This window comes from Pseudomonas sp. AC532 (genome assembly GCF_979258965.1).
The window spans coordinates 2,971,644-2,992,822 of record NZ_OZ409888.1 but is presented as its reverse complement, the minus strand read 5'-3'; the positions used below and the strand labels follow the sequence as shown (position 1 = coordinate 2,992,822).

General features: G+C 66.9%; 19 protein-coding genes and 1 riboswitch. Of the genes, 10 read left to right on the top strand and 9 right to left on the bottom strand.

Annotation, left to right across the window (positions count from 1 at the left end; all coding sequences use genetic code 11):
- Positions 1–12: 12 nt before the first annotated feature.
- The 4 genes from trkA to def form a co-directional block, all read right to left on the bottom strand.
- Positions 13–1,386, bottom strand: a complete 1,374-nt coding sequence (gene trkA / locus ACZ0AV_RS14095) for a Trk system potassium transporter TrkA (protein WP_499151606.1) — start codon at positions 1,384–1,386, stop codon at positions 13–15.
- Positions 1,383–2,699 (bottom strand): 16S rRNA (cytosine(967)-C(5))-methyltransferase RsmB, encoded by a 1,317-nt coding sequence (gene rsmB, locus ACZ0AV_RS14090; RefSeq protein ID WP_499151605.1) that lies wholly within the window; start codon positions 2,697–2,699, stop codon positions 1,383–1,385. Before rsmB ends, trkA begins: the two co-directional genes overlap by 4 nt.
- A complete protein-coding gene (fmt, locus tag ACZ0AV_RS14085) occupies positions 2,696–3,637 on the bottom strand; it encodes a methionyl-tRNA formyltransferase (RefSeq protein ID WP_499151604.1) in 942 nt (313 codons plus the stop codon). Before fmt ends, rsmB begins: the two co-directional genes overlap by 4 nt.
- A gap of 83 nt (positions 3,638–3,720) precedes the next feature.
- A complete protein-coding gene (gene def / locus ACZ0AV_RS14080) occupies positions 3,721–4,227 on the bottom strand; it encodes a peptide deformylase (protein WP_499151603.1) in 507 nt (168 codons plus the stop codon).
- A gap of 151 nt (positions 4,228–4,378) precedes the next feature.
- On the opposite strand from def, the gene ACZ0AV_RS14075 reads away from it, so the two are divergent.
- The 3 genes from ACZ0AV_RS14075 to tsaC all read left to right on the top strand — a co-directional run bounded on the left by ACZ0AV_RS14075 (position 4,379) and on the right by tsaC (position 7,196).
- Entirely contained in the window at positions 4,379–5,419 is a 1,041-nt protein-coding gene (locus ACZ0AV_RS14075; RefSeq protein WP_499151602.1) for a LysM peptidoglycan-binding domain-containing protein, read from the top strand.
- Positions 5,420–5,487: 68 nt separating this feature from the next.
- Positions 5,488–6,597: a DNA-processing protein DprA gene (gene dprA, locus ACZ0AV_RS14070; RefSeq protein WP_499151601.1), complete on the top strand. Its 1,110-nt coding sequence runs from the start codon at positions 5,488–5,490 to the stop codon at positions 6,595–6,597.
- Positions 6,598–6,638: 41 nt separating this feature from the next.
- Positions 6,639–7,196, top strand: coding sequence for an L-threonylcarbamoyladenylate synthase type 1 TsaC (gene tsaC, locus ACZ0AV_RS14065; RefSeq protein ID WP_499151600.1), 558 nt, complete (start codon positions 6,639–6,641; stop codon positions 7,194–7,196).
- A 200-nt stretch (positions 7,197–7,396) separates the two neighbouring features.
- On the opposite strand, the gene ACZ0AV_RS14060 is transcribed toward tsaC, so the two are convergent.
- Positions 7,397–8,374: an NADPH:quinone reductase gene (locus tag ACZ0AV_RS14060; protein WP_499151599.1), complete on the bottom strand. Its 978-nt coding sequence runs from the start codon at positions 8,372–8,374 to the stop codon at positions 7,397–7,399.
- 182 nt (positions 8,375–8,556) lie between these two features.
- Between ACZ0AV_RS14060 and hemF the strand changes: the two genes are divergently transcribed.
- The 3 genes from hemF (at position 8,557) to ACZ0AV_RS14045 (ending at position 11,514) form a co-directional block, all read left to right on the top strand.
- On the top strand, positions 8,557–9,480 hold the full coding sequence (gene hemF / locus ACZ0AV_RS14055) for an oxygen-dependent coproporphyrinogen oxidase (RefSeq protein ID WP_499151598.1): 924 nt from the start codon (positions 8,557–8,559) through the stop codon (positions 9,478–9,480).
- A 57-nt stretch (positions 9,481–9,537) separates the two neighbouring features.
- Positions 9,538–10,359 (top strand): shikimate dehydrogenase, encoded by an 822-nt coding sequence (gene aroE, locus ACZ0AV_RS14050; protein ID WP_499151597.1) that lies wholly within the window; start codon positions 9,538–9,540, stop codon positions 10,357–10,359.
- Between the two features lie 150 nt (positions 10,360–10,509).
- Positions 10,510–11,514 (top strand): Ldh family oxidoreductase, encoded by a 1,005-nt coding sequence (locus tag ACZ0AV_RS14045; protein ID WP_499151596.1) that lies wholly within the window; start codon positions 10,510–10,512, stop codon positions 11,512–11,514.
- An 18-nt stretch (positions 11,515–11,532) separates the two neighbouring features.
- Here the strand turns inward: ACZ0AV_RS14045 and cobJ are convergent, their stop codons facing one another.
- From cobJ to cobG, 4 genes are read right to left on the bottom strand one after another with little or no spacing between them, the layout of a single operon-like run.
- Positions 11,533–13,191, bottom strand: a complete 1,659-nt coding sequence (cobJ, locus tag ACZ0AV_RS14040; RefSeq protein WP_499151595.1) for a precorrin-3B C(17)-methyltransferase — start codon at positions 13,189–13,191, stop codon at positions 11,533–11,535.
- A 37-nt stretch (positions 13,192–13,228) separates the two neighbouring features.
- On the bottom strand, positions 13,229–13,981 hold the full coding sequence (locus ACZ0AV_RS14035) for a precorrin-2 C(20)-methyltransferase (protein WP_499153367.1): 753 nt from the start codon (positions 13,979–13,981) through the stop codon (positions 13,229–13,231).
- A gap of 8 nt (positions 13,982–13,989) precedes the next feature.
- Entirely contained in the window at positions 13,990–14,622 is a 633-nt protein-coding gene (locus ACZ0AV_RS14030) for a precorrin-8X methylmutase (RefSeq protein WP_499151594.1), read from the bottom strand.
- On the bottom strand, positions 14,619–15,974 hold the full coding sequence (gene cobG, locus ACZ0AV_RS14025; RefSeq protein ID WP_499151593.1) for a precorrin-3B synthase: 1,356 nt from the start codon (positions 15,972–15,974) through the stop codon (positions 14,619–14,621). The genes ACZ0AV_RS14030 and cobG overlap by 4 nt, the downstream gene beginning before the upstream one ends.
- 96 nt (positions 15,975–16,070) lie before the next feature.
- Positions 16,071–16,406: riboswitch (cobalamin riboswitch) on the bottom strand.
- Between the two features lie 165 nt (positions 16,407–16,571).
- Between cobG and cbiE the strand changes: the two genes are divergently transcribed.
- The 4 genes from cbiE (at position 16,572) to ACZ0AV_RS14005 (ending at position 21,168) form a co-directional block, all read left to right on the top strand.
- Complete coding sequence (gene cbiE, locus ACZ0AV_RS14020) at positions 16,572–17,777, top strand: precorrin-6y C5,15-methyltransferase (decarboxylating) subunit CbiE (RefSeq protein ID WP_499151592.1); 1,206 nt, start codon at positions 16,572–16,574, stop codon at positions 17,775–17,777.
- A complete protein-coding gene (locus ACZ0AV_RS14015; RefSeq protein WP_499151591.1) occupies positions 17,774–18,499 on the top strand; it encodes a cobalt-precorrin-6A reductase in 726 nt (241 codons plus the stop codon). The genes cbiE and ACZ0AV_RS14015 overlap by 4 nt, the downstream gene beginning before the upstream one ends.
- A 39-nt stretch (positions 18,500–18,538) precedes the next feature.
- Positions 18,539–19,249 carry a (2Fe-2S) ferredoxin domain-containing protein gene (locus ACZ0AV_RS14010; RefSeq protein WP_499151590.1) on the top strand — a complete coding sequence of 237 codons (711 nt, stop codon included), beginning with the start codon at positions 18,539–18,541 and terminating at the stop codon, positions 19,247–19,249.
- 161 nt (positions 19,250–19,410) lie between these two features.
- Positions 19,411–21,168 (top strand): sensor histidine kinase, encoded by a 1,758-nt coding sequence (locus tag ACZ0AV_RS14005; protein ID WP_499151589.1) that lies wholly within the window; start codon positions 19,411–19,413, stop codon positions 21,166–21,168.
- Positions 21,169–21,179 lie beyond the last annotated feature (11 nt).

The window sequence follows — 21,179 nt, the reverse complement described above, 5'->3', positions numbered from 1 at the left end:
CGTCAGGGCTCCTTAGAAGAAGGTCAGGCCGACCTGGAACAGCCGTTCCACGTCGCGGATGTGCTTCTTGTCCATCAGGAACAGGATCACGTGGTCGCCTGATTCGATCACGGTGATGTCGTGGGCGATCAAAACCTGTTCGTCACGGATGATCGCGCCAATGGTGGTACCGGACGGCAGGGAAATGTCCTTGATGGCCTTGCCGACCACCTTGCTCGAGCGAGCATCGCCGTGGGCGATAACTTCAAGGGCTTCGGCGACTCCACGGCGCAGCGAGTGCACGCTCTCGATATCGCCGCGGCGCACGTGGGTCAGCAGGCTGCCGATGGTGGCCAACTGAGGGCTGATGGCGATGTCGATCTCGCCGCCCTGAATCAGGTCGACGTAGGCGGGGTTGTTGATCAGCGTCATCACCTTGCGTGCGCCCAGGCGCTTGGCGAGGAGCGAGGACATGATATTGGCTTCATCGTCGTTGGTCAGGGCCAGGAAGATGTCGGCATCCTTGATGTTCTCTTCCACCAGCAGGTCGCGATCGGATGAGCTGCCGTGCAGGACGATGGTGCTTTCCAGTTGCTCCGAAAGATAGCGGCAGCGCGCCGGGTTCATCTCGATGATCTTGACTTGGTAGCGGCTCTCGATGGCCTCGGCCAGGCGTTCACCAATGTTGCCACCGCCAGCAATCACCACGCGCTTATAGCCTTCCTCAAGACGACGCATCTCGCCCATGACGGCCCGGATATCGGCCTTGGCAGCGATGAAGAACACTTCGTCATCGGCCTCGATGACGGTATCGCCCTGGGGCATGATCGCCCGATCACGGCGGAAGATCGCCGCCACACGGGTGTCGACGTTGGGCATGTGCTCGCGCAGCTGGCGCAGCTGTTGGCCGACCAGCGGCCCGCCATAGTAGGCGCGCACCGCCACCAGCTGTGCCTTGCCGTCGGCGAAATCGATGACCTGCAAGGCGCCGGGGTACTCGATCAGCCGCTTGATGTAGTTGGTGACCACCTGCTCGGGGCTGATCAACACGTCGATGGGGATGGCTTCGTTGTCGAACAGGCCGGTACGGGTCAGGTAGGCCGGCTCGCGCACGCGGGCGATCTTGGTCGGCGTATGGTAGAGGGTGTAGGCGACCTGGCAGGCGATCATGTTGACTTCGTCGCTGTTGGTTACCGCCACCAGCATGTCGGCATCGTCGGCGCCGGCCTGGCGCAGCACGGTGGGAAACGAGCCCTTGCCCTGCACGGTGCGGATGTCCAGCCGATCACTCAGGGCACGCAGGCGGTCGCCGTCGGTGTCGACCACGGTAATGTCGTTGGCTTCGCCGGCCAGGTGCTCGGCCAGGGTGCCGCCGACCTGGCCGGCGCCGAGGATGATGATCTTCATCGGGTTGCTCCTGAGGCGGCGATCTTGATCAGCTTGGCATAGTAGAAGCCGTCGTGGCCTTCTTGCTGGGCGAGCAGCTGTCGGCCATGGGGTTGCTTGAGGCCGAACGGGCCGGTGATGTCCAGCTCGCGGGCGCCCGAGGTGCGGGCCAGAAACGCCTCGATCACCTCGGTATTTTCCGTCGGCAGGGTCGAGCAGGTGGCATAGAGCAGGATGCCACCGACCTCAAGCGTCGGCCACAGCGCATCGAGCAGCTCGCCCTGCAGGCTGGCGAGGGCGGGAATGTCGTCGGCCTTGCGGGTCAGTTTGATGTCCGGGTGGCGGCGGATCACGCCGGTGGCCGAGCAGGGCGCATCGAGGAGGATGCGCTGGAAGGGCTTGCCGTCCCACCAGGCGGCTGTGTCGCGGCCATCGGCGGCGATCAGGGTGGCATCGAGGCCCAGGCGGTCGAGGTTGTCGCGTACGCGCAGCAGGCGCTTGGCTTCCAGGTCCACGGCGACCACTTCGCCCAAGCCTGGCTCGGCTTCGAGCAGGTGGCAGGTCTTGCCGCCTGGCGCGGCACATGCGTCCAGCACGCGCTGGCCGGGCGCCAGTTGCAGCAGCTCGGCGGCCAGTTGCGCGGCTTCGTCCTGCACACTGACGTGGCCGTCGGCGAAGCCTGGCAGCAGCGTCACGTCGCAGGCCAGCAACAAACGGATGCCGTCGTGGCTGAAGCTGCAGGGCTCGGCGTCGAAGCCAACCTGGCGCAGCCGGGCGAGGTAGTCGTCGCGGCTGCCGTGGCGGCGGTTGACCCGCAGGATCAGCGGCGGATGGGCATTGTTGGCGGCGCAGATGGCCTGCCAGTGCTCGGGCCAGAAGGCCTTGAGCTGCTTTTGCAGCCAGCGCGGATGGGCCGTGTGCAGCACCGGATCACGGTCCAGTTCTTCGAGCAGGCTGTCGCTGTCGCGTTGGGCGTTGCGCAGCACGGCGTTGAGCAGGCCCTTGGCCGACGTCTTCTTCAGCTTGTCGACGCAACCGACGGTCTCGCCGATGGCAGCGTGGGCCGGAATGCGTGTGTAGAACAGCTGATACAAGCCCACCAGCAGCAGCGCTTCGAGGTCGCGGTCGCCATCCTTGAAGGGCTTGCGCAGCAGCTTGTCGGCGATCAGCGCCAGGCGCGGTTGCCAGCGCGCGGCGCCAAAGGCCAGGTCCTGGGCGAGGCCACGGTCGCGGGCCTCGACCTTGTCCAGCAATGGTGGCAGGCTGCTGCCCAGCGAGGCCTTGCCTTCGAGCACCGCGGCCAGGGCGCGGGCCGCTGCCAGCCTGGGGTTCATGCCAGCACCGTGCCGACGGCGAACTGTTCGCGGCGGCTGTTGTACAGGTCACTGAAGCTCAGCGCCTTGCCGCCCGGCAATTGCAGACGGGTCAGCAGCAGAGCGCCAGTGCCGCAGGCGACCGTCAGGCCGTCCTTGCTGGCGGCGAGAATTTCTCCGGCCCGGCCCTGGCCCTCGCCGATGCGCGCCGCCAGTACCTTGAGCGGCGCGTCGCCCAGGGTGCCGTGGCAGATCGGCCAGGGGTTGAAAGCGCGGATCATCCGCTCCAGATCAATGGCCGGGCGGCTCCAGTCGAGGCGCGCCTCGTCCTTGTTGAGCTTGTGGGCGTAGTTGGCCTGGGCGTCGTCCTGCACTTCGCCCATCAGCGTGCCGCTGGCCAGGCCGGCGATGGCTTCGATCACCGCGGGCGGGCCGAGTTCGGCGAGGCGGTCGTGCAGGCTGCCGCCGGTGTCGTCGGCGCTGATCGGCGTGCGCACCTTGAGCAGCATCGGCCCGGTGTCCAGGCCCGCTTCCATCTGCATCACGGTGACGCCGCTCTCGGCGTCGCCCGCTTGTACGGCACGCTGGATCGGCGCTGCGCCGCGCCAGCGCGGCAGCAGGGAGGCATGGCTGTTGATGCAGCCGAAGCGCGGGATATCGAGCACTACCTGCGGCAGGATCAAACCGTAGGCGACCACCACCAGCAGGTCCGGGGCCAGCGCCGCGAGCTCGGCCTGGGCCGCAGCGTCGCGTAGGCTCGGAGGTTGCAGCACGGGAATGGCGTTTTCCAGAGCCAGCTGTTTGACCGGGCTGGGCATCAGCTTCTGCCCACGGCCGGCGGGGCGATCCGGCTGGGTATACACCGCGACGATCTGATGCGGCGTGTCGAGCAGCGCCTTGAGGTGGGCGGCGGCGAACTCCGGTGTGCCGGCGAATACGATACGCAGAGCTTCGGTCATGGGGTCTCGCTGTAGCTCGGAAGCGCTGGGCGCTTACCTGAAAAAGAAAAGGCCTGCGTAGCAAGCCTTTGCAGAGGACGGCATCACGCCTGCTGGCGGTGCTGCTTTTCCAGCTTCTTCTTGATGCGGTCGCGCTTGAGCGCGGACAGGTAGTCGACGAACAGCTTGCCGTTGAGGTGATCGCATTCGTGCTGGATGCACACGGCGAGCAGGCCTTCGGCGATCATCTCGAACGGTTGGCCGTCGCGGTCCAGCGCGTTGATCCTGACCTTTTGCGGGCGGTCGACGTTCTCGTAGAAGCCGGGCACCGACAGGCAGCCTTCCTGGTACTGGTCCATCTCCTCGGTGAGCGATTCGAACGCCGGGTTGATGAAGACCAGAGGCTCGCTCTTGTCTTCGGACAGGTCCATGACCACCACGCGCTTGTGCACATTCACCTGGGTGGCGGCGAGGCCAATACCGGGGGCGTCATACATGGTTTCGAACATGTCGTCGACCAACTGGCGCACGGCGTCATCGACCACGTCCACCGGTTTGGCGATGGTGCGCAGGCGTGGATCGGGAAATTCGAGGATGTTTAAAATCGCCATATGCGTTTGTGATGCACTTGTGGAATAAATTCAAAATCCGCTGCTAAGATGACGGCAGCATCGAAAAACGGCTTCACGCCGCGGTTTTACTGGGTTCTGTCGCGGCGCTAGGGCGCTTCACGCGAAGCCACATAATAAAGGGATTCACCGCATGAGGAAATCACTACTCGCCCTGTTGCTGGTCGCGGCGGGCGGCCTGGCGCAGACCGGTATGGCGCAGGCCGAGGTGCAGCTCAAGGAAGGCCACCCCGACCGTTACACGGTGGTGCGGGGCGATACCCTCTGGGACATCTCCGGCAAGTTCCTGCGCCAGCCCTGGAAGTGGCCGGAAATCTGGCACGCCAACCCCCAGGTCGAGAACCCGCACCTGATCTATCCCGGCGACGTGCTCAGCCTGGTCTACATCGACGGTCAACCGCGCCTGATGCTGGGCCGCGGCGAGTCGCGCGGCACCATCAAGCTGTCGCCGAAAGTGCGCAGCACACCGATGGCCGAAGCCATTCCGACCATTCCGCTGGAGGCGATCAACAGCTTCCTGCTGAAGAACCGCATAATCGACAAGCCCGAGGACTTCCAAAGCGCGCCTTATATTGTCGCCGGTAACGCCGAGCGCGTGGTCAGTGGCGCTGGTGATCGCGTCTATGCCCGTGGCAGCTTCGACCCGGCAGCACCGGTATACGGCATCTTCCGCCAGGGCAAGACCTACACCGATCCCGATACCAAGGAGTTCCTCGGCATCAACGCCGATGATATCGGCGGTGGCGAAGTCGTCGCCGAGGAGGAGGGCGTCGGCACTCTCAACCTGACCCGCACCACCCAGGAAGTGCGCAACGGTGACCGTCTGTTCCCCACCGAAGAGCGAGCGATCAACTCCTCCTTTATGCCCAGTGAGCCGAAGAGCGAGATCAAGGGCCTGATCCTCGATGTGCCGCGCGGCGTCAGCCAGATCGGCCAATTCGACGTGGTCACCCTCAACAAGGGCGCTCGCGACGGCCTGGAGATCGGCAACGTGCTGGCGGTCTACAAGACCGGCGAAACCGTACGTGACCGAGTCACCGGCGAGCTGGTGAAGATTCCGGACGAGCGCGCCGGCCTGCTGATGGTGTTCCGCACCTACGAGAAGCTCAGCTACGGCATGATCCTCAATGCTTCGCGACAGCTGGCGGTGATGGACAAGGTACGCAATCCGTAACACCTGCAAGCCCCGCCGATGCGGGGCTTGTGCTATTCGATAGGGCTCCCGATCAAGGATGATCCGCCATGTCGATCTCTCGCCGTGCCCTGTCTCCCGCGGAACTCGAAGCCCGTTTGCGCCTGCATTGCCTGCCGGAGCTGGGGCCCAAGCGGTTTCACAAATTGCTCAGCGCCTTTGACAGCGCCTCGGCTGCGCTGAGCGCGCCGGCGAGTGCCTGGCGTTCGCTCGGCTTGCCACTCGCCTGTGCTGAAGCGCGGCGCAGCAGCGAGGTTCGCGAGCGGGCGCGGCTGAGCCTGGCATGGTTGCAGGTACCCGGCCAGCAAGTGCTGATGTGGGACGATCCACAGTATCCGGCCCTGCTGGCAGAAATCGCCGATGCGCCGCCGCTGCTGTTCGTCGCTGGCGACCCGACGCTGCTGGAGCGGCCGCAACTGGCCATGGTCGGCAGCCGGCGCGCCTCCAGGCCGGGCCTGGATACCGCACACGGTTTCGCGCGCAGCCTGGCACGCGGCGGCTTCGTGATTACCAGCGGGCTGGCGCTGGGTATCGACGGCGCCGCGCACCAGGGCGCGCTGGATGCCGAGGGCCATACCGTGGCCGTACTCGGCACCGGCCTGCAATGCCTGTACCCGGCCCGCCACAAGCGCCTTGCGCAGGATATCGTCGAGCGGGGTGGGGCACTGGTTTCCGAGCTGCCGCTCGACAGCCCGCCCCAGGCCAGCAACTTTCCACGCAGAAATCGCATCATCAGCGGCCTGTCGCTGGGCGTGCTGGTGGTCGAGGCCAGCCCGTCGAGCGGCTCGCTGATCACCGCACGCCTGGCCGCCGAGCAGGGCCGCGAGGTGTATGCGATTCCCGGTTCCATTCATCACCCCGGCGCCAAAGGCTGCCACCAACTGATTCGTGACGGCGCCACGCTGGTGGAAAGCATCGAGCATATCCTGGAGGCGCTGCGTGGCTGGCAGGTTACCGGCGGGAGTGCGCTCACCGCTGCCGAAGCGCCGCCGCCGGCCCATCCGCTGCTGACCCTGCTGCATGCCGCACCGCATACCAGCGAGGCCCTGGCGCATTCCAGCGGCTGGCCGCTGCCCGAGGTGCTGGCCGCGCTCACCGAGCTGGAGCTCGATGGCCGCGTCGCCTGCGAAGCCGGGCTGTGGGTGGGCTGCAAGCCTTAGCTTGGCTACACTGCGCCCAGCGTTTTTTTGGGAGACAGTCGATGATCACCAGTTGGCAGGTTCAGCAGGCTGCGCGCGTGGTTCGCGCTGGCGGCGTTATCGCTTACCCGACCGAGGCCGTATGGGGGCTGGGGTGCGATCCCTGGGATGAAATGGCGGTCGATCGCCTGCTCGCGCTGAAGGAGCGCCCGATGCGCAAGGGGCTGATCCTGGTCGCCGACAACATCCGCCAGTTCGACTTTCTGCTCGATGACCTGCCGGACATCTGGCAGGACCGCCTGGCCAGCACCTGGCCGGGCCCCAACACCTGGCTGGTGCCCCACCAGGATCGCCTGCCACAGTGGATCACCGGTGAGCACGACAGCGTCGCCCTGCGCGTCAGCGACCACCCGCGGGTGCGTGAGCTCTGTGCGTTGACCGGCCCGCTGGTGTCGACCTCGGCCAATCCTGCCGGTCGGCCGGCGGCGCGGTCGCGGTTACGGGTCGAACAGTATTTTCCGCGGCAGCTGGATGCCGTGCTGGGCGGCGCCCTGGGTGGGCGCCGCAATCCCAGCGTGATACGTGATCTAGTTACCGGCGACGTACGCCGACCAGCCTGATCTTAGATCAGCGGTATATATCTGTGGGAATGGGCCATGCCCATGACGTTCGTGGGCATGGCCCATTCCCACATACGCGCACGGCTTTAGACGTAGGGTGGATCCCGCTTCACCGATCCACCATTGCAACGTATCGGCCCTAAAAATCCCGCCGCCTTTCGCGCTAGGTAAACATGAAAGGCAGCGGAAAGCGCCCCAGCCTACGGCAACAGAATTGTCGAGCCGGTGGTTTTGCGGTCGCTCAGCAGGGTCTGTGCGGTGGCCGCGTCACTCAGTGGATAGCGCTGGCCGATCTCTACCTCGAGCTTGCCCTTGGCGATCATGCCGAACAGCTCGTCGGCCATCTTCTGCAGGCTTTCCGGCGTGTTGGCGTAGCTGGCCAGGGTCGGGCGGGTGACGTACAGCGAGCCCTTCTGTGACAGCACGCCCAGGTTGACGCCGGTGACCGCGCCCGAGGCGTTGCCAAAGCTGACCAGCAGGCCGCGCGGCGCCACGCAGTCGAGCGAGGTTTCCCAGGTGTCCTTGCCGACGCCGTCGTAGACCACCGGGCATTTCTTGCCATCGGTCAGCTCCAGTACGCGCTGGGCGACGTCCTCATGGCTGTAGTCGATGGTTGCCCAGGCGCCCTGCTGCCTGGCGCGCTCGGCCTTCTTCGCCGAACTCACGGTGCCGATCAGCTTGACGCCCAGAGCCTTGGCCCACTGGCAGGCGAACGAGCCAACACCGCCCGCGGCCGCGTGAAAGAGAATGGTGTCGCCGCTTTTCAGTTCCGCGGTCTGGCGCAGCAGGTACTGCACGGTCAGGCCCTTGAGCATCACCGCCGCGGCCTGCTCGAAGCTGATCGCGTCGGGCAGCTTGACCAGCTTGTCGGCCGGCAGCACATGCAGCTCGCTATACCCGCCCAGCGGGCCGGTGGCGTAGGCCACGCGGTCGCCGACCTGCAAGCCCTTGACCTCGGAGCCGATGGCATCGACGAAGCCGGCACCTTCGGTGCCCAGGCTCGATGGCAGCGATGGCGGTGCATACAGGCCGCTGCGCAAATAGGTGTCGATGAAGTTGAGGCCGATGGCCTGGTTGTGCACCCGCACCTCGTGAGGGCCTGGCGCGGCTGGTTGGTAGTCGACGTAGTCGAGTACCTCGGGGCCGCCGTGGCGGCTGAACTGGATGCGCTTGGCCATCGTCTTTGCTCCTGCGTGAACGTGAATGCAATAGACCCCTAATCCTCGGGGGCGTTGAACCGCTTTTTCTCGAAAAGGTCGAACGTGGCATCTGTCGTTGACCCGCGTCAACTGCGGAGCATCGGGCGCCGGTGCTATGCTGGCCGCCGATTTTATCGACGCTCGTGACCCAAGGTGCCCCCGTGAGTGACCAGACCGAGGCCGTGAAAGCCTACCTGCTCGACCTGCAAGACCGTATCTGCGCCGCCCTGCAAGCCGAGGATGGCCAGGGCACATTTGTCGAAGATGCCTGGCAGCGCCCAGGCGGAGGCGGTGGCCGCACGCGGGTGATCGGCGACGGTGCGCTGATCGAGAAGGGTGGCGTGAACTTCTCCCACGTGTTTGGCGACAACCTGCCACCCTCCGCCAGTGCCCACCGCCCGGAGCTGGCCGGGCGCGGCTTCCAGGCCCTCGGCGTGTCGCTGGTGATCCACCCGCACAACCCTCATGTACCGACGTCCCACGCCAACGTGCGTTTCTTCAGCGCCGAGAAGGAAGGCGAAGAGCCGGTCTGGTGGTTCGGCGGCGGCTTCGACCTGACGCCCTATTACGGCAACGAAGAAGACTGCGTGCACTGGCATCGCGTTGCCGAGCAGGCCTGTGCGCCCTTCGGCGCCGATGTGTACCCGCGCTACAAGGCCTGGTGCGACCGCTACTTCCACCTCAAGCACCGTGGCGAGCCACGGGGCATTGGCGGGTTGTTCTTCGACGACGTCAACGAATGGGGCTTCGACACCTGCTTCGCCTTCATCCGCGCCATCGGCGACGCCTTCATCGACGCCTACCTGCCCATCGTGCAGCGCCGCAAGGCCACGCCCTATACCCCTGCGCAACGTGAATTCCAGGAGTACCGCCGCGGCCGTTACGTGGAGTTCAACCTGGTGTTCGACCGTGGCACGCTGTTCGGCCTGCAGTCGGGCGGGCGTACCGAGTCGATCCTCATGTCGCTGCCGCCCCAGGTGCGGTGGGGTTACGACTGGAAGCCGGTGCCGGGCAGCGAGGAAGCACGCCTCACCGAGTACTTCCTCACTGACAGAGACTGGCTCGGCTTGCAGCCCGAAGCTTGAAGCGCGCGGGTAAAAGCTTCAGGCTTGCCGCCTTTGGCTTTCACTCGCGGAAACTTTATGGATCGCTACGGTGTATTCGGCAACCCCATCGGCCACAGCAAGTCGCCGCTGATCCACCGGCTGTTCGCCGCACAGACCGGCCAGCAGCTGGCCTACGAGACGCTGCTGGCGCCGCTGGACGACTTCGAAGGTTACGCCCGGGCCTTTTTCGCCGAGGGCTGCGGCGCCAACGTGACCGTGCCGTTCAAGGAACAGGCCTGTGCGCTGGCCGACAGCCTGACCGAGCGCGCCCGCCGTGCCGGCGCGGTGAACACCCTGAAGAAGCTCGAAGACGGCAGCCTGCTCGGTGACAACACCGACGGCGCTGGCCTGGTGCGCGACCTGACCGTGAATGCCGGCATCGACCTGCGCGGCAAGCGCATCCTGCTGCTTGGCGCTGGCGGCGCGGTGCGCGGCATCCTCGAACCCTTCCTGGCCCAGCAGCCGCAGACCCTGGTGATCGCCAATCGCACGGTAGACAAGGCCGAACAACTGGCGCGCCAGTTCGCCGACCTCGGCCCGGTGGTCGCCAGCGGCTTCGACTGGATCGACGCGCCAGTGGACCTGATCATCAATGGCACCTCGGCGAGCCTTGCCGGCGAGCTGCCGCCTATCGCCGCCAGTCTGATCCAGCCCGGCCACACCTGCTGCTACGACATGATGTACAGCGCAGGCCCCACGGCGTTCAATCGCTGGGCCGCCGAGCAGGGCGCCGCGCGTACCCTCGACGGCCTCGGCATGCTGGTCGAGCAGGCCGTCGAGGCCTTCCACTTGTGGCGCGGCGTGCGCCCGGACAGCGTGCCGGTGCTGGCCGAACTGCGCCGCCAACTGGCGGCGTAGCGCCGTCAGGCTACTGCCTGTGCCGAAATCGTCATCTGCGTGAGCCAAACGGATCAAGCCGTGCGGCGCTGCTGGCGCCAGTCTTGCAGACTTACCGTGCACATGTGAGCACGCAACGGCCCGTGCCGGGCCTAGCCAAAGGAGTTGACGATGATTCGGCTGTCCCTGGAAGAAGCCCGTGAGCTGTCGCTGTCGATCATGCGCCGGGCTGGCTTCAGCGAGGCGCAGACCCAGGCCGTTACCACCACGGTAGTTGCGGGTGAGCGCGATGGCTGCGCTTCCCATGGGCTGTACCGAGTGTTGGGCTGCGTCAGTTCGCTGAAGGCCGGCAAGGTGGTCGCCGATGCCGAGCCCGAGGTGATCGACCAGGCGCCTTCGATCGTGCGCGTCGATGCGCGCGGCGGCTTCTCCCAGCTGGCCTTCCAGGCGGGCTTACCGGTGCTGGCCGAGAAGGCGAGGGCCAACGGCATCGCAGCGCTGGCGATCAACCGCTGCGTGCATTTCTCTGCATTGTGGGTGGAAATCGAGCAGCTTACGGAGCTCGGCCTGGTGGCCCTGGCTTGTAACCCCAGCCATGCCTGGGTCGCGCCAGCGGGCGGCAGCAAGCCGATCTTCGGCACCAACCCGATCGCCTTCGGCTGGCCGCGTGCTGGTAAACATCCGTTCATCTTCGACTTCGCCACCAGCGCTATTGCCCGCGGTGATATCGAGCTGCATCGGCGCGCTGGCAAACTCATTCCCGAGGGCTGGGGCATCGATGCCAGCGGCCAGCCCAGCACCGACGCCGAAGCGGTGATGAATGGCGCCATGCTGACCTTTGGTGGGCACAAGGGCTCGGCGCTGGCGGCGATGGTGGAGCTGATCGCCGGGCCGCTGATCGGCGACCTGACCAGCGCCGAGTCGCTGGCCTATGACGCTGGCAGCAAGTCGTCGCCGTACCACGGCGAGCTGATCATCGCCCTCGACCCGCAACGCTTTCTCGGCGCCGCAGCCGCCCAGCATCTGGCCAGGGCCGAGGCGCTGTTCGACGGCATCGAGGGGCAGGGCGCGCGGCTGCCCTCGCAGCGGCGGTATGAGGCGCGCGCCCGTAGCCTCGTCGAGGGTGTGCAGATTCCTCGGGCGCTTTACGACGACCTCAACGCACTGCTCGGTTGACGCTGTAACCGCGCCCGCTCAGGGCTGTGGATAACTGCGCGGTGTGTACACCCACTCGCCGCCATCGTCACGGGGGAAGCGGCGGGTCTGGCTGGAGCCGATGATTACCAGGGTGCGCATGTCGACCATCTCCGCTGTCAATTCGCCAAGGCTGAGTACGCGCAGGGCCTCGGCTGGGCGACCGATGTCGCGGCCCAGCACGACCACGGCATCCGGCGTGCGGTGCTGGCGGACGATCTCCAGGGCTCGGCCGAGTTGCCAGGGGCGCGCCCTGGATATCGGGTTGTAGAAGGCCATCGCCAGATCAGCCGCGCCGGCGTGGTCCAGACGGCGTTCGATCACCGCCCAGGGCTTGAGGTTGTCTGACAGGGAGATCAGGCAGAAATCGTGGCCCAACGGTGCACCGGCCTTGGCAGCGGTGGCCAGGGCCGCGGAGACGCCGGGCAGCACTTCCAGCTCGACGGCGTGCCAGTCGGCGGGTGCAGCGGGTTCTTCCAGGGCTTCCAGCACCGCGGCGGCCATGGCGAACACGCCGGGGTCGCCGGAGGAAATAACCACCACGCGGCGGCCGCTGGCGGCCAGCTCGAAGGCATGGCGGGCGCGTTGCAGCTCTTCGCGGTTGTCGCTGCAGTGGCGCACCTGGTCGTCGCGCAGCGGCTCGGCCATCTTCACATAAGTTTCATAGCCGAGCAGGTCCTGAGCCTCATCCAGCGCGCGACGCACCGCTGGGGTCAGGTGTTCGGCAGCGCCGGGGCCCAGGCCGATCACGCTCAGGCGGCCGCGCGGGCGGCCAATGGCTCGAGCGGCGTCGGGCGAGTCGGCCTGCAGCAGGTGCAGACCGTCGTGCTGTTCGATGGAGGCAGGTAGCGCGGCGTCAGGGGTGACGAAACGCAGCGGTATTTTCAACTCATGAGCCGCCTGGGCCAGCGCCTTGTCGGTCATCTGGGCAACGGGCGCGAGCAGGGCGGCCAGGGCTTTCGGCGCCAGGCCGCAGCGCTCGAACAGCCTGCCGATACGCGCGGCGAGATCCTCGGCACGGTCAACCCGCACCAGCAGGCTGCGCGGGTGAATCAGCAATTCATCGGGCTGGGCGACACGTTGCGCAGTGGTGACGCGCAGGACGCGGCTGCCGTCCTCGGCCAGCGGCAGTTTGCTTTGGTCGAGCCAGGGCGCGTCACCGTCAATACGCAGGCTTTCACCGCCAAGCAGGTCTGAGACGAAGCGCTTGCCCTGTTCGATATTGGCCAGTGCGTAGCCGCTCGGCGGGTCGAGCAGGCAGGTGCCAAAGCGCAGCTCGCCGCTGGTGGTGATCGCCGCCCGGGTGTCCAGGGCCGTGGCGATCTGCCGGGCCATGCGGTTGACGCCACCCAGGCCGCCGAGCAGTGGCACCACGGCGCTTCCATCTTCGGCCACGGCCAGCACCGGCGGCTCGGCGCCCTTGCTGGCGAGCAACGGTGCCAGGCTGCGGATGACGATACCAGCGGCGCACAGGGCGATGAGCGGCGTGCCGCTGCGGTACAGGCTGCGCAAGGTATCGCCGAAGTCGTCGTAGGCCTGGTCGGCCTCTACCCGGCCGCGCAGGCCGTGGACGGCGGCCTGTGGATAAAGCGCCTGGATGCGCCGGGCGGTGGCCAGGGCGGAGGGGCCGAGGATGACGATGACAGGGGAAGCGGTCATGGGAATTCCAGGTTCAAGGTACAGGCGAAGACACGGCTCAACCGCGCCATTTCTCGCCCGGCACTACGATCATCGAAAAATACGGCGAGGCCATCGGCTCGACTTCGTCCAGCGGCACGATGCGCTGGTTGGCCATGGTCGCCCGTTCCACGTAGTGGGCCCGTTCGTGCAAGCCGAGTTCCTGCAGTACCCGCCGGACTTTCTCGAAGTTGCGACCGAGCTTCATCACCACGGCGGCTTCGGCATCACGCAGGCGCTCACGCAGTTCGTCTTCGGGCAGCACGCCGGAGAGCACCGACAGGCTCTGGTTGCGGTACACCAGCGGCGCGCCCAGCACCGCCGCACTGCCGAGCATCGAGCAGACGCCGGGAATGACCTCGGCCTCGTAGCGCGCGGCCAGGCGGTCGTGCAGGTACATGTAGGAGCCGTAGAAGAACGGGTCGCCTTCGCAGATCACCGCCACGTCGCGACCGGCGTCCAGATGCTCGGCGATCTGTACCGCGCAGGTGTCGTAGAAGTCGCTGATCACCGCCTCGTAGGTCAGCGGAGGTTCGAGCTTTTCGGTGGTCACCGGGTAGACCAGCGGCAGGCGCTGCTGGTTGTCGTCCAGGTGCGCCTCGATGATGCCGAAGGCGTTGCCGCCCTGGCCGACGTTGGCCTTGGCCTTGGCCACGAAGTAGCCAACCACCGGCGACGCCTTGAGCAGCCGCAGGGCTTTGACGGTGATCAGCTCAGGGTCGCCCGGGCCGACGCCCAGGCCCAGCAGGCGGCCTTTGCCGGGGCGGTCCATACCGGTCATCACTCGACCTCCGTGGCCAGCGCATTGACGGCGGCGGCGGCCATGGCGCTGCCGCCGCGACGGCCCTGAACGATCACGTAGGGCACGCCATGCTCGGCGAAGGTACTGGCTAGCAGGTCCTTGGATTCGGCGGCGCCGACGAAACCCACCGGGAAGCCGAGAATCAGCGCCGGCCTTGGCGCGCCGGCGGCGAGCATGTCGAGCAGGTAGAACAACGCGGTGGGCGCATTGCCGATCACCACCACCGCGCCTTCGAGGTGCTCGCGCCAGTGCTCCAGGGCCACCGCCGAGCGGGTGTTGCCCAGCTTCTTGGCCAACTCTGGCACGCCGGCATCATTGAGGGTACAGATTACCGGGTTGGCGCCTTGCAGGCGGGCACGGGTCACGCCCTCGGCGACCATGCGGGCGTCGCAGAGAATCGGCGCGCCGTTGGTCAGGGCCTGGCGGCCAGCCGCACCGGCGCCAGGTGAAAAGCGCAGGTCCTGCACCACGTCGACCATGCCGCAGGCGTGGATGACCCGCACCGCGAGCTTCTCCAGATCCGCCGGAATGGCGCTCAGGTCGGCCTCGGCGCGGATGATGGCGAAGGAATTGCGATAGATCTCCTGACCATCGCGGATGTAATCGGTCATCGGGTGAAACTCCGGGTAGCGGGGAGCGCAGCCAGCAGTTCGCCGGCTTCGTCGGGTGTCAGGTGGTGGCCCAGCAGGTGGCCGAAACCAGTGCCGAGTGGTTGGCGCGCGTACAGGTCGTAGCGACCCTCGGCAACGGCCAGCAGGGTGAAGGGCGCGCGGTGGGCGGCAGCGCAAGAGCGGCGGCAGCCCGTCAGATGAATGCCTGGTTGCTGGCTGTCGGCGGGCAGGTGGTCGGCCACGCGCAGGGCATCGGCTTTGGTGTCGGCCAGCCCCTTGGCGCAACCGCTGGCGCCCGTGCAGGCGATAAGGCGGGTCAGCGGCGCCGCCTTATCGGTCAACAGGCCAAGCCCTTGCAACGCCTGGGCGGTTGCCTCGCCATCGGCCTCGGCCACGTTCGGCAGCAGCACGCTTTGCCAGGGGGTCAGGCGCAGGCTGCCATCGCCCAGGCGGCGCGCCAGTGCGGCGAGGCCCACTAACTGCTCGGCATTGAGCCGGCCCAGCGGCGGCACGGCACCGACATGCACGCGGCCCGGCTGGCGTTGGCTGCCGATGCCGATATGAGCTTGCGCTGCAGCAGCTGGGCGTCGCCAGCCGTCGGCGTTCACCAGTACGTCGCCCAGGCGTTCGCGCAGGCGCTGCAGCAACATCGCAGGTGGATGGTTCTCCAGCAGATGACGCATGCGCGTCTGCTCGGGCGTGGCGAGGTCGAGAAACAGCTCGAGCACTGCGATCACCAGATCATGGGCCTGGGCCGCAGGCACGATGCCAAGCGCCGGGGCATCCTCGGCCAGCCCCGGTGGGCAGCCGGCCAGGCCAAAGGCATAGCCAATACCGTCAGCAAGCGGCAGGGCGCTGAGCCAGATGTCGTGGGGGTGTTCGAGCATCGCCAGGCGCTCGCCGCCGTCAAGCAGCAGGGCGAACTTGGGCGACAGCGCATGCAGGCGCGGGGTGTTTTCCAGTGTCGTCAGCAGTTGCGCAGCCAGGGGCGAGATATCCACAAGCGCCTGCGCATCGATGCCGGCGGCCGGGCTGAGCATCAGGTTACGCACGTCATCGGCGCCTGGCGAGCGGGGGCCCAGACCGACGGCCAGCAACTCGCCGATCAGCGCGTCTTCACTGCCGAGGCGGATGCCGCGAATCTGCAGGTTGGCGCGGTTGGTGGCCTCGATCACCCCGCCTGCGTGGCGTTGTGCGGCGGCGGCGATGCGCTCGGCCTGCGCGGCGGCGAGGTGGCCGCCGGCCAGCTTGACCCGGCAGATACCGCCATCCTTCGCCTGTACGATACGCAGCAACCCCGGACAGGCCGAGGGGCGAATGGCTGGAGCTGGACGGAACTGGGCCTGTTTCAACGGATCACCGGGGTCGGGTCACATGGGCATCCGTTCGAGGATAGGCCAGAGAAGATTGCGCTTCTATCACCGGGACACCCCGCCCGGTGTGGGCTCATGCGACTGAATCCGTCGGCAGGTCTCCTGGCTCGCAGGTCATGGCGCATGGCCGGCCTTCCCGGTTTCCCAGTGGCGATTGGCGCAGGCGCTCGCTGCAACAGTTGCGGGGGCAGCCACGGCGGAAAACCTGCCCAATATCTGCTGCGTGTCGGCCCTGCCGCGTTAGAAACCGTCTCGGAATGCTCGTGTACAGCAGTACACTCCGCTTCCTCGCCGATTTCCGCCTTGCAGGGCTCTAGCTCGCTAGCTATTGAACAGGTTTTCTCGTGTTCCCTCTTAGGCCCGCGTCTACGTACCACGTAGCCGACGGACACCGACGAAGGCGCTATTATGCCCGCTTTGCCCGCCGGGATGAAAAGCCGCGTCGTCGGATAGCGAATGGTGCCGGTAGCGCTGGCCGCAACGCTGTCGCCCATGGCGAGGCTCCACGGCATCAGATCGTAGGATGGGTCGAGGAGCGCAGCGACGATACCCATCAAGGTTAATGAGGAAAACCACATGACACCCTGGCTGACCGTCGTGGGCATTGGAGAAGACGGCTACGCCGGCCTCGGCAAGGCGGCGCGGCACGCGCTGCTCAAGGCGAGCCAGGTGTTTGGCAGCGAGCGCCAGTTGGGCCTGCTGCCACGCTGCATCGGCGCCACGCGCCTGGAATGGCCCAGGCCCTTTTCCCTGGCGCCGGTGCTGGAGCGCCGCGGCACGCCAGTGTGTGTGCTGGCCAGCGGCGACCCGATGTTCTTCGGTGTTGGTGCCAGCCTGGCCCGCGAGCTGCCGAGTGAGGAACTGCACATCCTGCCGGCGCCGTCATCCTGCTCACTGGCAGCGGCTCGCCTGGGCTGGCCGCTGCAGAGCACGCCGCTGGTCTCGCTGGTTGGCCGACCATTGGCGGCGCTCCATGCACAGATTCATCCGGGCGTGCGCCTGCTGGTGCTGAGCAACGACGGCGACAGCCCGGCGGCCATCGCCACGTTGCTGCGCGAGCGCGGCTTCGGCCCCAGCCGCCTGTGCGTCTTCGAACACCTCGGGGGTGAGCGCGAGCGGCGCGTCGAGGGGCTGGCCGAAGGCTGGTCCCTGGCCCGCGCGGCGGACCTCAACCTGGTCGCCATCGACTGCGTGGCCGGCGATGACGCCAGGCGCCTGCCGCTGACGCCCGGCCTGCCGGACGATGCCTATCGCCATGACGGCCAACTGACCAAGCGCGACGTGCGCGCCATCACCCTGGCGCGCCTGGCGCCGTTGCCCGGCGAGCTGCTCTGGGACGTCGGTGCCGGTTGCGGCTCCATCGGTATCGAATGGCTGCGCGCGCATCCAGGTTGCCGCGCCATCGCCATCGAGGCGGACGAGGGGCGCCAGGCGCACATCGCCCACAATCGCGATGCCCTTGGCGTGCCGGGTCTGCAACTGGTGGCCGGGCGCGCGCCCGAGGCTCTCGACGGGCTGGCCGCGCCAGACGCCATCTTCATCGGCGGCGGCGTCACTGCGCCGGGTGTGCTGGAACGCTGCTGGCGGGCCCTCAAGCCCGGTGGCCGCCTGGTGGCCAACGCGGTGACCCTGCAGAGCGAGGCGGCGCTGATCGCCTTTCGCGGCGCGCACGGCGGCGAGCTGACCCGGATCGACGTCGCCCAGGCCAAGCCCCTTGGCGGCTTCGATACCTGGCGCGGGGCACTGCCGATCACCCTGCTGCAGGTCGGCAAGCCCGTATGAAACGCGTGCTGTTGCTGGGCGGTATCGGCGAGGCGCTGAGCCTCGCGCGGCGCCTGGGCCCGGCGCATATCTACAGCCTCGCCGGGTTGGGCAAGGTGCCGGATGATCTTGCGTGTCAGGTCCGCGTGGGTGGCTTTGGCGGCGCAGAGGGCCTGGCTGCGTTCTTACGCGAAGAGGGCATCACGCTGCTGGTCGACGCCACCCATCCCTATGCCGCGCAGATCAGCCACAACGCTGCCAACGCTGCGAAACTGGCCGGCATTCCCTGCTGGGCCCTGCGTCGGCCAGGCTGGCACGCGGTGCCCGGCGATGACTGGCGCGAGGTATTCGACTGGCCAACGCTGATCACTGCCCTGGCTGGCTTTCAGCGCCCCCTGTTCACCCTCGGCCGCGAGCCGCTGGCGCATCTGCATGAGATTCCCGCCCACCAGCACTGGACGGTGCGCTGCCTGCATGGCCAGCCCGCCACTGCGCGTGCCGAGGTGATCGGCGCCCGCGGGCCGTTCAGCCTGGAGGACGAACGGGCGCTGTTCGCGCGGCTCGAGTGCGATGTGCTGGTCAGCAAGAACAGCGGCAGTGCCGCCACCGAGCACAAGCTGGAGGTCGCCCGTGAGCGCGGCCTGCCGGTGCTGGTGCTGCAGCGGCCCGAGTTGCCCGCGGTCGCCCGGCACTACGCCACTGCCGAATCGTTGTGGCAGGCGCTGCTGGCAATCGGTATCTGAAGCGCTGCTACACTGGTGGCCTTTTTCACGGAGCCCTCCATGACCGCCACCCCCTACGTCCAGGTTCTGTTCGCCGGCCCCGATCTACTGCACGGATCGTTCGCCGAGCTGTTTCGTGCCCGCCTGGTCGAGCTGCGTGGCGAGGGAGCGCTGGCCGATCTGGTTGACACCAGCGCGGGCTACGATGCGCTCTGGCAGCGTGTCAAAGAGGTTAGCGGCGCGCTGCTGGTGGTCGACCTGGAGATACAGAGCAGCAGCCAGCACGTCGACTGGCTGCGCAGTGAACTGGCTGGCCGTACCGACCCCGCACGGGTGTATGTCGCCAGCCTGTTCGGCCAGCTCGAGCCCGATGCAGCGGCAGCCGCCTGTGCGCTGGTCGAGCGGCCGGAACTGCACCTGGGCTGCGCTGACGTACCGGCGCTGCCCGGCAGCCATGCCTGGTCGAAGATCCCGGCACACCAGTATCGCGTGCTGCTCTGCAACGGCCCGCGTTGCACCCGTCGCGGCGCCCTGGGCCTGTGGAAAATGCTGCGCGAGAAGGTCAAGGCCGCTGGCCGCCTGGAATGCGAAGGTGGCGTGCACATCACCCGAACCCAGTGCCAGTTTCCCTGCGACCAGGGGCCTACCTTGAGCGTCTACCCGCCTGGCCATTGGTATCAGGTGCGCAGCGAGGCGGACGTGATTCGCCTGGTCGACGAGCAACTGGTCGCCGGGCGAGCGGTCCCCGAACTGCTGATGACGCGGCCCTGACCGACGGGCACCGCCCGGTTGACGCGTGGGGGTAACGCAACCGTCGCCGCCCGCGCTTGCCGGCCTGCCGCAATCCCCGGCGACAACCGCCGCCCTATCCCGTGCTCGACCGCCGTGCATTTCGGGCTACCATGCCGGCATCACAAGAATTCGAGTCCTGCATGACCGCCCTGTTGCTGCGCCACCGCATCGCTGCCATCGTGCTGCTGATCGTTATCGGCCTGGCCGTCAGCCTGTGGCTGGCCAGCCGCTATGCCGAGCAGTTGGCCTGGGAGGACCGCAGCAACGAGGCCCATGGCCAGCTGCAGCTGTACGCGCAATCGATCCAGACCCTCGTCGACCGGTTCCGCTCGGTGCCGCAACTGCTGTCCATGGACAGCGATATCCAGGACCTGCTGCATTCGCCGGACAACCCCCAGCTGCGAGACAAGCTCAACCGCCGGTTCGAGTTGCTCAACGCCGCCGCCGGCGCCAGCGTGCTGTACCTGATCGACCGCCAGGGCCTCACCCTCGCAGCCAGTAACTGGAGCGAGTGGAACAGTTTTGTCGGCAGCAACTACGCCTTCCGGCCCTACTTCCAGGACGCGCTGCACCGCACCTCAGGCCGCTATTTCGCGGTTGGCGTGACCACAGGCGTGCCCGGCTATTTTCTTTCCCATGCAGTTTATGCCGATGACGGTACGGTAATCGGCGTGCTGGTGGTCAAGCTCGAACTTGAAGAGCTGCAGCGTGAATGGGTGGGGCAGCCGGGGGTGTTGCTGGTAGCCGACAGCTACGGCGTGGTGATTCTCAGCAGCCGCCCGGCCTGGCGCTTTCGTGCGCTGGAGAAGCTCGACGAGCTCGACCAGGCGGAATTGGTGGAGGTGCGCAAGTATGCCGAGCGACCCCTGCAGGAGCTGTCCAAGCAGCCGGGGCCTTACTTCGAGGGCAATGCGGACTGGATGAACATCGATGGCCCGGACGGCCTGCGCACCTACCTCTGGCAGCGCCAGGAACTGGCCAGTGAAAACTGGACGCTGCACCTGTTGATCGAGGAAAGCAGCCTGGGCGACACGGCTCGCGGCTATCGCCTGGCGGCGGCCGGGATCTGGCTGACCCTGGTGTTCCTGGTGCTGTTCCTGATTCAGCGCCGCAAGAACCAGCGCCTGCAGGCGAGCATCCGCGAGCGCCTTGAGCGTGAGGTGAGCTTGCGCACCGCCGAATTGCGCGAGGCCCAGGAGGGCCTGGTGCATGCGGCGAAAATGGCCGCCCTGGGGCAGATGTCCGCAGCCATGGCGCATGAGATCAACCAGCCGCTGACGGCCATCCAGATGCACCTGAGCAGCCTGGGCCTGTTGCTCGACCGGGGGCGTGATAGCGACGTGCGTACAGGCCTGACGCGCATCGATGGCCTCCTGCAGCGCATGGCCAGCCTCACCAGCCACCTGAAGACCTTCGCCCGCAAGAGCCCGGCCGGGCTCTGCGAGCGTCTGTTGCTCAGTGACGTGCTGGAGCAGGCGCTGCTGCTTCTGGCGCCGCGGCTGCGCAGCGAACAGGTCGAGCTGCGTCGGGAAATCCGTAGCGAGGCGTGGGTATGCGGCGACGCCATCCGCCTCGAACAGGTGGTGCTCAACCTGCTCAACAATGCCCTGGATGCCATGCTCGACAGCCCTCAGAGAGTGCTCGGCGTGTCTATCCAGTGCCAGGGCGACAGCTGCGTGCTGCAGGTCAGCGACACGGGCGGGGGCATCCCACCGGAACACCTGGGCAAGGTGTTCGAACCGTTTTTCACCACCAAGCCGGTCGGGGAAGGGCTGGGGCTCGGGCTGGCGATTTCCTACGGGATAGTGCGTGACCTGGATGGCGACCTGACGGTGTGCAACGGCCCGCTAGGCGCGGTATTCAGCTTGCGGATACCGGGCGGCGCCAATGTCGTGTAACGAAGCAGTCG

What these genes read in the sequence shown, in the direction of transcription:
- aroE (WP_499151597.1), top strand. Translation starts at nt 9,538, where the DNA reads ATGGATCGCTACGGTGTATTCGGCAACCCCATCGGCCACAGCAAGTCG.
- ACZ0AV_RS14035 (WP_499153367.1), bottom strand. Translation starts at nt 13,981, where the DNA reads ATGGACCGCCCCGGCAAAGGCCGCCTGCTGGGCCTGGGCGTCGGCCCG.
- ACZ0AV_RS14075 (WP_499151602.1), top strand. Translation starts at nt 4,379, where the DNA reads ATGAGGAAATCACTACTCGCCCTGTTGCTGGTCGCGGCGGGCGGCCTG.
- trkA (WP_499151606.1), bottom strand. Translation starts at nt 1,386, where the DNA reads ATGAAGATCATCATCCTCGGCGCCGGCCAGGTCGGCGGCACCCTGGCC.
- cobJ (WP_499151595.1), bottom strand. Translation starts at nt 13,191, where the DNA reads ATGACCGCTTCCCCTGTCATCGTCATCCTCGGCCCCTCCGCCCTGGCC.
- dprA (WP_499151601.1), top strand. Translation starts at nt 5,488, where the DNA reads ATGTCGATCTCTCGCCGTGCCCTGTCTCCCGCGGAACTCGAAGCCCGT.
- tsaC (WP_499151600.1), top strand. Translation starts at nt 6,639, where the DNA reads ATGATCACCAGTTGGCAGGTTCAGCAGGCTGCGCGCGTGGTTCGCGCT.
- ACZ0AV_RS14030 (WP_499151594.1), bottom strand. Translation starts at nt 14,622, where the DNA reads ATGACCGATTACATCCGCGATGGTCAGGAGATCTATCGCAATTCCTTC.
- def (WP_499151603.1), bottom strand. Translation starts at nt 4,227, where the DNA reads ATGGCGATTTTAAACATCCTCGAATTTCCCGATCCACGCCTGCGCACC.
- ACZ0AV_RS14060 (WP_499151599.1), bottom strand. Translation starts at nt 8,374, where the DNA reads ATGGCCAAGCGCATCCAGTTCAGCCGCCACGGCGGCCCCGAGGTACTC.
- ACZ0AV_RS14005 (WP_499151589.1), top strand. Translation starts at nt 19,411, where the DNA reads ATGACCGCCCTGTTGCTGCGCCACCGCATCGCTGCCATCGTGCTGCTG.
- fmt (WP_499151604.1), bottom strand. Translation starts at nt 3,637, where the DNA reads ATGACCGAAGCTCTGCGTATCGTATTCGCCGGCACACCGGAGTTCGCC.
- ACZ0AV_RS14045 (WP_499151596.1), top strand. Translation starts at nt 10,510, where the DNA reads ATGATTCGGCTGTCCCTGGAAGAAGCCCGTGAGCTGTCGCTGTCGATC.
- ACZ0AV_RS14015 (WP_499151591.1), top strand. Translation starts at nt 17,774, where the DNA reads ATGAAACGCGTGCTGTTGCTGGGCGGTATCGGCGAGGCGCTGAGCCTC.
- rsmB (WP_499151605.1), bottom strand. Translation starts at nt 2,699, where the DNA reads ATGAACCCCAGGCTGGCAGCGGCCCGCGCCCTGGCCGCGGTGCTCGAA.
- cbiE (WP_499151592.1), top strand. Translation starts at nt 16,572, where the DNA reads ATGACACCCTGGCTGACCGTCGTGGGCATTGGAGAAGACGGCTACGCC.
- ACZ0AV_RS14010 (WP_499151590.1), top strand. Translation starts at nt 18,539, where the DNA reads ATGACCGCCACCCCCTACGTCCAGGTTCTGTTCGCCGGCCCCGATCTA.